The sequence below is a fragment of the Gilliamella sp. BG3 genome (assembly GCF_046635605.1).
Taxonomy (GTDB): domain Bacteria; phylum Pseudomonadota; class Gammaproteobacteria; order Enterobacterales; family Orbaceae; genus Gilliamella; species Gilliamella bombi.
Genome location: NZ_JBIDFE010000011.1, coordinates 47,725 through 61,058, shown reverse-complemented (window position 1 = coordinate 61,058; position 13,334 = coordinate 47,725). Strand labels below are relative to the sequence as shown.

10 protein-coding genes are annotated in these 13,334 nt (G+C 33.8%); 5 read left to right on the top strand and 5 right to left on the bottom strand.

Translation table 11 applies throughout. The annotated features are described in order from the left end of the window. The 3 genes from ACGH6S_RS06650 to ACGH6S_RS06640 all read left to right on the top strand — a co-directional run. Positions 1–1,571, top strand: a 1,571-nt coding sequence (locus tag ACGH6S_RS06650; protein ID WP_411579491.1) for a hypothetical protein, incomplete at its 5' end; no start/stop codon positions are given. Positions 1,572–1,912: 341 nt separating this feature from the next. After that, positions 1,913–2,722 (top strand): pyrroline-5-carboxylate reductase, encoded by an 810-nt coding sequence (gene proC / locus ACGH6S_RS06645; RefSeq protein ID WP_411578517.1) that lies wholly within the window; start codon positions 1,913–1,915, stop codon positions 2,720–2,722. Between the two features lie 303 nt (positions 2,723–3,025). Then, complete coding sequence (locus ACGH6S_RS06640) at positions 3,026–3,235, top strand: cold shock domain-containing protein (protein WP_065589950.1); 210 nt, start codon at positions 3,026–3,028, stop codon at positions 3,233–3,235. Positions 3,236–3,660: 425 nt separating this feature from the next. On the opposite strand, the gene ACGH6S_RS06635 is transcribed toward ACGH6S_RS06640, so the two are convergent. The 3 genes from ACGH6S_RS06635 to ACGH6S_RS06625 all read right to left on the bottom strand — a co-directional run bounded on the left by ACGH6S_RS06635 (position 3,661) and on the right by ACGH6S_RS06625 (position 6,691). Further along, on the bottom strand, positions 3,661–4,182 hold the full coding sequence (locus tag ACGH6S_RS06635; protein WP_296300583.1) for a thermonuclease family protein: 522 nt from the start codon (positions 4,180–4,182) through the stop codon (positions 3,661–3,663). Between the two features lie 97 nt (positions 4,183–4,279). Next, the gene (gene fabA, locus ACGH6S_RS06630) at positions 4,280–4,801 is read right to left on the bottom strand and encodes a bifunctional 3-hydroxydecanoyl-ACP dehydratase/trans-2-decenoyl-ACP isomerase (protein WP_034909831.1); all 522 of its coding nucleotides are present in this window, start codon (positions 4,799–4,801) and stop codon (positions 4,280–4,282) included. Between the two features lie 117 nt (positions 4,802–4,918). Then, positions 4,919–6,691, bottom strand: a complete 1,773-nt coding sequence (locus ACGH6S_RS06625; protein WP_411578518.1) for an AAA family ATPase — start codon at positions 6,689–6,691, stop codon at positions 4,919–4,921. A gap of 189 nt (positions 6,692–6,880) precedes the next feature. Here ACGH6S_RS06625 and ACGH6S_RS06620 point away from each other — a divergent pair, with 189 nt between their 5' ends. After that, positions 6,881–8,653 (top strand): DUF3413 domain-containing protein, encoded by a 1,773-nt coding sequence (locus ACGH6S_RS06620; protein WP_411578519.1) that lies wholly within the window; start codon positions 6,881–6,883, stop codon positions 8,651–8,653. Between the two features lie 39 nt (positions 8,654–8,692). Here ACGH6S_RS06620 and lipA read toward each other — a convergent pair whose 3' ends face one another. Both lipA and lipB read right to left on the bottom strand, forming a co-directional pair. Beyond that, positions 8,693–9,652: a lipoyl synthase gene (lipA, locus tag ACGH6S_RS06615; RefSeq protein ID WP_065589948.1), complete on the bottom strand. Its 960-nt coding sequence runs from the start codon at positions 9,650–9,652 to the stop codon at positions 8,693–8,695. Between the two features lie 10 nt (positions 9,653–9,662). Next, positions 9,663–10,283 carry a lipoyl(octanoyl) transferase LipB gene (gene lipB / locus ACGH6S_RS06610; protein WP_065589947.1) on the bottom strand — a complete coding sequence of 207 codons (621 nt, stop codon included), beginning with the start codon at positions 10,281–10,283 and terminating at the stop codon, positions 9,663–9,665. A gap of 377 nt (positions 10,284–10,660) precedes the next feature. On the opposite strand from lipB, the gene aceE reads away from it, so the two are divergent. After that, positions 10,661–13,327 (top strand): pyruvate dehydrogenase (acetyl-transferring), homodimeric type, encoded by a 2,667-nt coding sequence (gene aceE, locus ACGH6S_RS06605; RefSeq protein WP_065589946.1) that lies wholly within the window; start codon positions 10,661–10,663, stop codon positions 13,325–13,327. Positions 13,328–13,334: the final 7 nt, after the last annotated feature.

The window sequence follows — 13,334 nt, the reverse complement described above, 5'->3', positions numbered from 1 at the left end:
CACAATTTGAACAACTAAAAAAAACAACTTTACATATCCGGCTGTTTTTTGAAGTTTTTATACCTTTTCTTTATTATCAAGCCTGTTTGTGCATAATATCACCCAATTCAAAGATTAAACGTTATATTTCCCAAGCAATTTGGGCATTATTTGGATTAGTGATATCGAATAATGCTATGTCAGCATTATCCGCTGTGACGGTAAAAAAGATCCATGGTAGTTCCCCCTATTTAACCTTTGATGGCGGTGCGACTCATGCCGATTCAGTTAGTCCCTTATTATCAGTAACATTGCCCGGAAACAAAATTATTACTGTATCAAATGATAGCTCAAGTATGGAAAATCCATTAGTGTTAGATAAACTTTCGGCCACTTTTGCAGATATTAAGACATTAGTACCTCATGGGAATTATCCAGAGGTATTGGCAGATAAAGTTATTGATGACAATGGTTATTGGAAGGATGATGATGGCGATACACTTCATCGTGTCAATTCAAGTAAATTAAAAATTAAATGGGAAAATATAGAAGGGCAAGATATTACTGATTATGTGAAGCACCATGCCAATAGCTTACTCAATGGGTGTGATGCACCTTATAAATTGACGTTAGAAGTTGGGGATATGAGTATTGAAACAGAATATGGCATACCATCTCAAGGAGGGCATTTTACGGGAGGAAGACATACCTATTTCATTTATCCGAAGGTGGATAAACCTAAGTTTTGTTACGCAAAACCAAATTTAGAGTTTGATTTTCACTCGGGTAAAATCCCTTATGATGGAGCGATTTCATCTATTAACGCAGGTAATGGTGAGTGGAATAAGCACAGGGGATTTTATGCTTATAATCCAGCGAATCCTGGGGCAAACTTTCCAACCACAGGCTCTCATAATTTATTTTTTTACTTGAGTGTTGCAGGAATGAAAGCACAAGAATTTATTAATACGAATGGTGATACAATTTCCAAAGGAGGCGTAACGCTCAAATTGCATAGGGAAAATAGTTCTCCTACTGGTTTAGTCAAAATTACCTTAACTGGCCCAAGTTTAGAAAATCCCGGGGCTTTTACACCTTCGACATTTTATTGGCGAGATGAAAGTAATCAACCATTATATAGTTTTAAGCTTGAGCGTTGGTATGTAGCTAAAAAAGGTGGTGGTGCTGGTGGGTATCAAAATGCAGTAGCATTTTGTAATAATTTTAATGGTGGTGGGTATCGGATAATAAAAGTACTTGATTTTACTAATGGAAGGGCTAGTAAAGTCAACTGGCAAATAGGTATAGTTGAACCGTTTTATCTGAGAAAAATTAGTTATAAAGCGAATGGTTATTGGATGGGGGGATTACTTAGTGAATGGGGTCGTATGACACAGCTTTACTATAAAGACAGTGATTGGGAATATTTTCGTGTTGGCGATCCTGCTTGGGGAGATTCTAGAGCCGCTTATTGGACTTCAGATGATCAAAATCGTTGGAGATATAACTATGTTGTAGAGGCCAATACTGGTGGTGTTGGTGATAGAGATCATTCGGATCAAGATTATAGAGTAGCCTGCGTTACACCTTAGTTTGCAGCTACCATCTAAAACACGTCTAATCATGGTTATTTAGGCAAGAAAAAACTAAATTTTTTGCCGAGATAGCCAATAAAATGTACATTGATGTAGACTAAGAACTAATGTGGTTGCTAATTAGTTTTTAAGCAATATGCCAGTAAATACTACTTTTCTTATTTAAAAAGTAAAATGTATAACAAATATTGAGCACACACTTTAATAGAAATTAACCTTAGATTTAAAATATTTATAAAAATAATTAAAAATAAACTATATTGTTAAAAAGTGGGTTTTGTATCAAAAAATATTCTATAATTGTGAAAAAGCATTGATATTAAAAAGGTGGTAAATAAATGGAACAAAAAATTGGTTTTATTGGTTTAGGTAACATGGGGAATGCCATATTGCAAGGTATTTTGGGCAGTAATATTGTGCCGGGAACCCAAATTTATGTTTATGATCATCATCCAGAAAAAGGTCAAGTTCTTAATCAAACTTATTCAATAAATAATCTTGATTCAGCAAGAGATGTTGCTCGAGAAGCCGATATAGTTTTTGTTGCGGTTAAGCCTAATGTGATTGTTGATGTACTTGTTGATATTCAAAAAGAATTAAAGAAAAATACCATCGTTATTTCAATTGCGGCAGGTGTTACCATTAAAACAATTGCCAAATGCGTGGGTTATGAGCAAAAAATTATACGAGTTATGCCTAACACACCAGCCCTTGTTAATGCCGCTATGTGTTCAATTACCTCTAATACCGAAATTACTGATGAAGAATTGTCTATTGTTCAACAATTGTTAAATTGTATTGGTGAAACGGAAGTTGTTCCTGAAGATTTAATTGACGCAGTTATTGGCGCAAGTGGATCTTCCCCCGCTTTTGTGTTTATGTTTATTGAAGCATTAGCTGATGGTGCGGTTAAAGGCGGATTATCAAGAAAACAAGCTTACAAGTTTGCTGCCCAAGCAGTTTTGGGATCGGCAAAACTACTATTAGATACAGGTAAACATCCAGGGGAGTTAAAAGATATGGTCTGCTCACCTGCGGGTACAACCATTGAAGGTGTGCAAATACTTGAAGCCAAAGGATTTAGGTCAGCAGTTATTGATGCAGTGGAAGCAACGATAAAAAAATCTCAAATGATGGCAAAAGATTAATGTTATAAAATTCATAACGTTATATCTTTAAATTAGCGTTATGAATTATTTTTACTGATATAATAAGTAATCTTTTAAAAAGATTGCTTGCATTAGTAAACTAATTATGAGTAAATAGACCTAAGCATACGACATGCGGATTTATTTTGTAACATTTCGATATATGTAGTTTGTAGTTTACTATAGCTTAGAGATTAGTTTTCTTTAGTATATTCTTCTTAGTGTTAATAAGTAATCTAGGTTTTATGTTTTTGAATATAGTCCTTTAAGGGCTAAAGTTAATTTATTTATAGGAAGATTATTATGTCTAAGAAAACTGGTCAAGTAAAATGGTTCAACGAAAGTAAAGGTTTTGGTTTCATTTCCCCCGCTGATGGTAGCAAAGATGTATTTGTACATTTCTCTGCAATTTCTGGCGATGGATTCAAAACATTAGGTGAAGGTCAACAAGTAGAATTTTCAATTCAAGACAGCCCTCGTGGTCCTTCTGCTGCTGATGTTAGTGTAATCTAAGTCTTTTATTATCTTATCAGCATTTGCTGGTAAGATTTATATATTTCCATCCTAAAATTCTTCGCTACATCCTAGCTATTTTATAATATTCAAATTATTTTTTATAGATTATCAATGAAATGTAATAAAGGATAAAAATTAGTATTTTTATGGCGCCTTTAGGCATTTTTTCAGTAACTATGACTGATTTATCTGAAGTTTGTAAAAAGTTTTTATAAAATTGATACTTTACTCAAAACTAGCCCTGATGATTTAGCAATTAAATAACAAACTGACATAATCAAACAAAGCTTAGAATATAATAAACAATAAATTTCTGCACCACCAGTCGATAATCAAGAAGTGGACTGTAAACTAGTTATTGGTTCACATTGACATGTTGAAGCTTCACTCCCCCTAAAAAAATAGGTGTTTTATAAGGTGCCTTATTTGTTATTATGTCGAAAATCCCAAGGAGCTATTGGATGTTTATCTTTCCATAGTCCTTTTTTATTTTGTTTTGCTCTAGTCTCTAATTTTACCATCATTTTGTTATTAGCTACTCCTTTATAACGGTATGCCCAAGCATAACCTTTTTCGACCATTTTGGCATTGATATTAACTTTATTTAAAAAAATAGTACCTAAGGTTCTTTTATAGATATCTTTTTTGTTTTCTTTAACAAAAACATTTTTACCAGCAATGAGTGAAGCTAAATATTTCCGTGATACATTACCATAGGCTTGTTTACTTTCAGGCGCATCGATATCAAGCAAACGAACACGGATTTTTTGTTTTTTGATAGTTAAGATATCAACTGTATCGCCATCAATTACTTTGACAACTTTACCATTGAAATCAGCATAAACTAGTGTGTTTGATAAAAAAAATAAAATAATACAAATTAATAAAGGTTTTAAACGATTCATTATAAATAAAAAAGTATAAAAATTTGTAGCATTATACATGATTATTCATGCTATAACTAAATATGGATTTAATAAAAAAGAGATGATGTCAACCTTACTTGTATTTAATAAGGCTGACAGAATGAGTAGCTTTAAATTAAAAAGCGTTGGTATCTTGGAATAGACCTACTTTTAAATCAGATGCTTGATAAATAAGCTTACCATCAACAAAAACTTCACCATCACCGATACCCATAATTAATTTGCGATTAATAACACGTTTGAAATGGATTTTATAGGTTACTTTTTTATTGGTTGGTAGTACTTGGCCAGTAAATTTTACCTCACCAACACCTAAAGCGCGGCCTTTCCCTTTACCACCAATCCAACCTAAATAAAATCCAACTAATTGCCACATAGCATCAAGTCCTAGGCAACCAGGCATAACTGGATCGTTTTTAAAATGACATTTAAAAAACCATAAATCGGGATTAATATCAAGTTCAGCTTCAACAAAACCTTTGCCAAAGTTGCCACCGTTTTCATTCATTTCAATAATACGATCCATCATTAACATTAAATCAGATGGTAATGGTGGTCCATCATGACCAAATAACTCATTATTGCCTGATTTAATCAGATCTGCTTTATCGTACGATGATTTACGTTCAAATGTCATAAAAAAACCTTTTATTTAATGTAAATTAAAACATGTTTTGAAAAATTGAAAGTTAACTAACTCTCTTTTTCTATTTCGTAATTAATAAAATTTTGAACCAAAGTTTATTTGGTATTTTTACTTTTTGCAATATTTTTGCCATCTACTTAACCAACTATCTTGTTTTTTGTCCTGCAACAATACTGCTTGCATACGTGCATGAATCAATTGGTAAAGATTAATGCTATCTTTATCTTTATAAGGAATACCTGTTAGTAGGTAAAGCGCATCAGCAACATGTTCAACAGACCATATTGAAAACTTTCCTTGATCGATTGCTTCAATAACATCATCATTTAAACTTAAATGGCGTTGATTAGTGGCTGGAATAATTACGCCTTGTTGTCCAGTTAAACCTTGTTGTTTACAAACAGCAAAAAATCCTTCAATTTTTTCGTTCACTCCACCAATTGATTGGACATGACCAAATTGATCTACTGAACCAGTAACAGCCAATTGTTGATCAATAGGTTGTTGTGATAAAGCGCTAATGATTGCACAAAGCCCCGCAAGTGAAGCGCTGTCACCATCAATTTCACTGTAAGATTGTTCAAACACTAAAGAAGTTGAAAAAGGTAATTGATGATTGATAGCAAATTCAGACATAATAAATGCCTGCATTATCATCATTCCTTTTGAGTGAATATTACCAGCTAATTCTGTTTTGCGTTCTATATCAATTATCTCTCCATCACCAAAATGAATAAGACAACTTATACGAGTGGGTTCACCAATCGCTTTTGGATATCCAGGGTATTCAATGACTGATAAGCCATTTATTTGACCAACAACTTGCTCTTTAGTATTAATCATTATTTGATTACTAAATATCTCCTCATGTAGCCTTTCTTGCAAATAATTTTCATGCCATGATTTTTGCTTTATAGCAGAAGTGATGGCTGATTCATCGATTACATTATTTTGCATAAAGTGTGTAGCATTAACTAATAGCGAATTAATCCAATCTACCGAAAGAGGGAGGTAATGTTGATCACCAGTATAGCGAGTAGCCTCTTTGTAAATTTTTGCTAAAGCTAAGGTATCAATATTGGGTAATTGTTGTTTGTTCGCAATAAAATTTAAATAATTAATCCATTGTTCGATTTGTTCTGGCGATTTGACCTGCAATTCATTTTCAAATTCAGTATAAATAGAAGTTGAATAAAATTCAGGTTCAAAATCTTGTAATTCTGCTAAACTTAATCTATCCCCAACTAAAATGATTCGTAAATCAAGTGGCATAGGAGGAATAGACAAAGGTAAAGGATGAGATTCGTCAGCTGAAACCCATTCAAACTCTTGCTTTATTACCATTTGTTTTAGTTTAGACCATAACAATGGTTGGCTAAGTAGTGAGCGAAGGCCTAAAATTAAAATTCCGCCATTAGCACGATGAACAAGTCCAGCTTGTAATTTTATAGGGCTATTTTCAGGTTGTCTAACACAACCAAATAGTTTTTCACTATCAACAGAAGATGCAAATAAACAATTGTCTTGAGCTGCAAAATTATCTTGTTTGCTCTTTGCATTGGCCAGCGTAATTTTACTTTCGCTAAAAAAATAACTATAGCCTAATGAAGGTGAATATAAATCAGATTTAATGGCTTGTCTTAGTAAATCAAAAAAAAGCTCGCTTTCAGGTGCTTTAAGCAACATAAAACGTGGGCTATAACATACTCTTTTGGGTGGGCATAACAGTGCTAAGGCTGAGGCCACACGTGGTTGCCACATGAGTAAATGTTCTGATTTTTCTGATGCTAATGATATTGAATTATTAGTTTTGTTTCTAAGTTCAGAAATATAGGATAAATCAGGCTGGATCTGTTTTGCGTTGAGTTGTTTAATTGCCAAAGTTTTTATCTTTTTGTTAACTTATTTCATTTTGAAATTATAACAAGTATCCGATGTATCGCCAACAGATTACCAAAATCTTTATGGTAGCAAATAAAAAATTTACAGAAAGATTTTTTAAAATCAGGTAAACTAAAACATAATTTATTGTTTATTTATCTTAATAACCACCATTAGCAACGACTTAATATGCTCAAAATCAAAAATACTTACTTCAAAGACTATCGTGCCTCACAAATTGTTAGTTGGGGGCATTGGTTTACGTTGTTTAATATTTTTGTTGTAATTTTACTAGGTAGTCAATATTTATTCATTGCAGATTGGCCTCGTACTTTTATGGGGCGATTTTATGCAATTATTAGTGCAATCGGACATTTCAGCTATTTGACCTTTATTGCTTATTTAATTCTGCTTTTTCCGTTAAGTTTTTTCATTCATTCATCTCGATGGCAAAGGATAATTGCAACGGTTTTTGCAACAGTAGGTCTTTCATTACTAATTATTGATATTGAAGTTTTTTCGCATTTTAGAATGCACCTTAATTTGTCTATTTGGCAATTATTTTCATCGCAAAAAGTCACTTATTTAAGTACGGTATTTATTGCTATTCCGTTTATTTTGTTGATTGAAATTTTATTTTCGGTATGGAGCTGGAAAAAATTACGTAGCTTAAGTAAACGTAAACGCTATGCAAAGCCTGTAGTAATTCTTTTTATTCTTTGTTTTGTTGCCTCACATTTGATTCATATTTGGGCTGATGCTAATTTTTATCGACCAATTACTATGCAGCGTTCAAGCCTACCTCTTTCTTATCCTTTAACTGCTCGCCATTTTCTTGAGCGCTATGGCTTTATTAAAGAAAATGATTATCGTGATCGTGTTGCTCAAGAAGGGAATCCTTTTGCGATGGCAATTGAATATCCGTTGGGAAATATTGTTTATAATCAAAAGCCAATAAAAAATAATGTGTTAATGATTGTTATTGAAGGGTGGAATACTAATTTATTAACTCAACATATGCCGTGGTTAAATGAATTTTCTCAAGATAATATTTTCTTTGCTAATCATTATGGTGCAAGTAATCAGTCCTATTTAAATGACTTTTCATTGTTTTATGGATTAGATCCTAACTACTATAATAGTATCCTTGTTGGACATAAACCGTCTGTATTGCTTGATGTCGTTACAAAACAGCACTACAACTTAGGTCTATTTTCGGAAGATGGTTTTGCTGAGCCTTTATATCGTTCAGCTTTGTTATCTAATTTTTCAATACCACAACCTAAAAAACAATCTAATAAACAAATAACAGAAAACTGGAGGACTTGGCATGAAGAACAAAATAGCCTTGCTAATCATGCACCTTTGTTTTCTATAATCCAATATTCATTGGGTAATAAAAATAAAAAAATTACAATATCAGATCTTCAATCAGAAGCTAAAAGGCTAGATCAATACATTGAATCATTAATTGCCTATTTAAAATTATCTAATGCCTATGATGATACGATTATTGTTATTACTGGTTCGAATGATATTAAAATTGACGAGGTGAAAAAAGTAGCGTTACGCAATGCAGGAAGCGACTTTAACAGAGAATCATTAAAAGTACCATTGATTATATCATGGCCAAATAAAGGAAGTGCCCAAATAACAGAAGCAACTTCGCAAACTGATATTATGCTTACATTAATGCAAGACGCATTTTATGTTACTACGCCACCTCAACAATACAGTCAAGGTAAAAACCTATTTACTCAAAAGCCTAGACAATGGCTAGTTGCTGGTGATGAAAATACTATAGCAGCACTTTATGATGATAAAACGGTTGTTTTAGATGCTTTTGGTCGTTCTAAAATTTATGATATTAATGGTAAATTGCAAAAAGAAGAAAAAATTAGCTTACCCATCTTTTTGCAAATCGTTACTGAAAATCGCCGTTTTATGGTTGTGGATAATTGATTTAGCTTTTGAGTAGAATTATAAAAAGGGGGGTGAAGATTACTTCACCTCTTTGCCCATTGCTTGTAAATCAGCATGATAAGATGAACGTACAAATGGTCCACAAGCTGCATGTGTGAATCCCATGTCTAATGCCGTTTGCTTTAATTCTTCAAATTCTTGTGGCGAAACATAACGTTCAACGGGTAAATGATATTTACTTGGTTGTAAATATTGACCAAGCGTCAACATAGTAACACCATGGCTGCGTAAATCTTTTAACACTTGAATTAATTCTTGATTTGTTTCGCCAAGTCCTACCATTAAGCCAGATTTTGTAGGAATTTCAGGATGTCGTTCTTTAAATGCTGCCAGTAATTTAAGTGATCCTTCATAGTTAGCACCAGGTCGAATCCTTTTATATAAGCGAGGTATATTTTCTAAATTATGATTAAATACATCGGGAGGATTATCACTTAAGACATCAATTGCTTCATCAATACAACCACGAAAATCAGGTGTTAATGTTTCAACCTTTATATTTGGGTTTAATTCTCTGATTTCTCGAGTACAATTGGCAAAATGGCTAGCTCCACCATCTTTTAAATCATCCCTATCAACCGAGGTAATAACAACATAGCGTAATTTCATTTCTTGAATGGTTTGCGCTAGCTTAATGGGTTCTTTACTATCTGGTGGTAATGGTCTACCATGAGCTACATCACAAAATGGGCAACGGCGGGTACAAATATCGCCCAAAATCATAAAAGTAGCCGTGCCATGATTAAAACATTCAGCTAAATTAGGGCAAGATGCTTCTTCACAGACTGAATGTAATCCATGTTTGCGCATTGTGTTTTTAATATGTGCTATATTATCAGAGTGAGCAGATAATTTAATTCGCATCCATTCAGGTTTTTTTAGCGGTGCGACATCTTCTAATGTTACAGTTGGAATTAAGCGTGTCTTTTCGGCATCACGATATTTCGAACTTCTGATTATTGTTTCATTATTTTGCATAATTGGTATCTTATCTTTGAGGTAACTGCTTAATAAAATTATTAGTTAATAGTTGTTTTATCTCTTTACGGTCAATTTGAGAGACATATTCTTTTAGTTGCGTCATTTGTAATCCAGCATAGCCACAAGGGTTAATGTTATTAAAAGGGGAAAGATCCATATCAACATTGAATGCAAGTCCATGTAAAGTGCAGCCACGACTGATATGCAAACCAAGTGAACAAATTTTCTTTTCGTTAATATATACTCCTGGTGCATCAGACTTTGCATTAGCTATAATACCATAATGGAGCAATGTTTGAATGACACTATTTTCTAAATAACTAACTACATCTCGGATACCTATCTTAAGTCTTTTTAAATCAAATAAAATATACATGATTTGTTGACCTGGAGCATGGTAAGTAATTTGACCACCGCGATCGGTCTGAATAACAGGGATATTTGTCTGATTTAATAAATGTTCTGCTTTACCAACTTTACCTTGGGTAAATACCGGTTCATGCTCGACTAACCAGATTTCATCAAGAGAATGCTCATTGCGTTGTTTGGTAAAGTCATGCATAGCTTGATAGGTATACACATATGGTTTAATTTTTAAGTCTTTGATTATGACATTATTAATGATCATAGTTTTTTCTGTTGTCTTCAAGTAATATTATCGAAATTTTTACAAGTATATAACAGATTTTGTAATAACTTGACAACTTGTAGTTATTCTAAGCATAGCTGTTAGGAATAATATTTAAATTTATTATTAAGTAAAATTTAGTTATTTATCAGATAAATACCATTTATTTTATTATTAGTATTGAAATAGTTGATTAATTTGATAGGAATTAACATTCTTTTCAAAGCGGCAGTTTGCTTTACTTTTTTTTTTTAAATGGCAGACTGATATTAATGAAGCTCCGTAATGCAGAGTTTAAGCTTTCTTTTATTACGTTTTTTAATGTAATTGAGAATAGCAAATAATGCATTTTTCTAAACAAAAAAAGAGGTTTTTATATGTCGGACATGCAAATGAATGATGTCGATCCCATTGAAACACAAGATTGGCTCAAAAGTGTTGAGTCTATTATTCGAGAAGAAGGAATCGAACGTGCACAGTATATTATTGAACAAATAGTTAATAAGGCGAGAGATGGGGGTGTTCCAGTACTTTTTGGATCTTCAACAAGTAATTATGTCAATACTATTCCAGTAGAAGAGCAACCTACTTATCCTGGCGATTGGGAAATAGAAAGACGTATTCGTTCAATTGTCCGTTGGAATGCAATTATGATGGTGTTACGAGCTTCAAAGAAAGATTTAGAGCTTGGTGGTCATATGGCATCGTTCCAATCTGCAGCTACTTTTTATGAAGTCTGTTTTAACCACTTTTTCCGTGCTCGTAATGAAAAAGATGGCGGTGATTTAATTTACTTCCAAGGGCACATCTCACCAGGTATTTATTCTCGAGCCTTTATTGAAGGACGTTTAACCGAAGAGCAATTAGATAATTTCCGTCAAGAAGTTCATGGTAAAGGTTTACCATCATACCCTCATCCTAAATTGCTTCCAGAATTTTGGCAATTTCCAACAGTATCGATGGGGCTTGGTCCTGTTAATGCCATTTATCAAGCACGTTTCTTAAAATATTTAGAAAATCGTGGGTTGAAAGATACTTCTGAACAAACTGTCTATGCTTTCTTAGGTGATGGTGAGATGGATGAACCAGAATCAAAAGGTGCAATTACCGTTGCAACACGAGAAAAACTAGATAATTTAGTTTTTGTTATCAACTGTAATTTACAACGTTTAGATGGTCCAGTAACGGGTAATGGAAAAATTATCAATGAACTAGAAGGTGTATTTGCTGGTGCTGGTTGGAACGTAATTAAAGTTCTTTGGGGTGACCGTTGGGATAAACTTCTCCAAAAAGATAAATCAGGTAAGTTAATTCGACTAATGAATGAAACACTTGATGGGGATTATCAAACATTAAAATCAAAAGACGGTGCTTATGTTCGCGAGCATTTCTTTGGTAAATACCCTGAAACTGCTGAATTAGTTAAAGATATGTCTGATGAAGAAATCTTTAGATTAAACCGTGGTGGTCAAGATCCTGCTAAAATGTTTGCAGCATTCCAACGAGCAAAAGAAACTAAAGATCGCCCAACTGTTATTCTTGCTCACACCATAAAAGGTTATGGTATGGGGGCTGCTGCTGAAGCAAAAAATATCGCTCACCAAGTGAAAAAAATGAATATGGATGGCGTGCGTCATGTTCGCGATTTCTTCAATATTCCAGTGACAGATGAAGCACTTGAAAAATTACCATACATCAAATTTGAGGAACACACGCCAGAATACAAATACATTCATGAGCGTCGTGAAGCGTTACATGGTTATGTGCCATCTAGATTAACTCATTTTTCAGGAACTGTTTCAATTCCTCCATTAAGTGAATTTGCGTCATTACTTGAAGCTCAATCGAAAGAAATATCAACCACTATAGCATTTGTCCGTGCGCTTAATATTATGCTTAAGGATAAAGAACTTGCTCCACGTCTAGTACCTATTCTAGCTGATGAAGCACGTACTTTTGGTATGGAAGGTTTATTCCGTCAAATTGGTATTTATAATCCACACGGTCAACAATATACACCACAAGATAAAGAACAAGTGGCTTATTATCGTGAAGATGAGAAAGGTCAAATTCTTCAAGAAGGAATTAATGAATGTGGTGCAACGGCTTCTTGGATTGCTGCGGCCACTTCATATAGCACAAATGATTTTCCAATGATTCCATTCTACATTTACTATTCAATGTTTGGATTCCAACGTATTGGTGATCTAATGTGGGCAGCAGGTGATCAACAAGCACGTGGATTTATGATTGGTGGAACCTCTGGTCGTACAACGCTAAATGGTGAAGGTTTACAACACCAAGATGGTCACAGTCACATTCAAGCATTAACCATCCCTAACTGTATATCATATGATCCTGCTTATGCTTATGAAGTTGCAGTAATCATGCAAGACGGTTTACGTCGTATGTATGGTGAGCAAGAAAACGTTTACTACTACATTACAACTCTCAATGAAAACTACGCACAACCAGCAATGCCAGAAGGTGCAGAAGAGGGCATTCGACGAGGTATTTATAAACTAGATACCGTTGAGGGTCAAAAAGGCAAACCGACTGTTCAGTTACTAGGTTCAGGCTCTATTTTACGTCATGTTCGTGAAGCGGCTGAAATCTTAGCTAAAAATTATGGTATTAGCTCAGAAGTTTATAGCGTAACATCATTTACTGAACTGGCTCGTGATGGCCAAGATTGTGAACGATATAATATGTTGCATCCAAGTGAAACACCAAAAGTGCCTTATGTTGCACAAATTATGAATAACAATCCAGCGGTGGTTTCAACTGATTATATGAAATTGTTTGCTGAGCAAATTCGTGGATTTGTACCTGCTGAAAGCTATCGAGTACTCGGTACTGACGGTTTCGGTCGCAGCGATAGCCGTGAAAATTTACGTCATCACTTTGAAGTCGATGCATCTTATGTTGTGGTTGCAGCATTGGGTGAACTTGCTAAACGTGGCGATATTGAAGTTAGCGTTGTTGAAGATGCGATCAAAAAATTCGAAATCAATGCCGATAAACTTAATCCACGAATTGCATAAGAGGTTA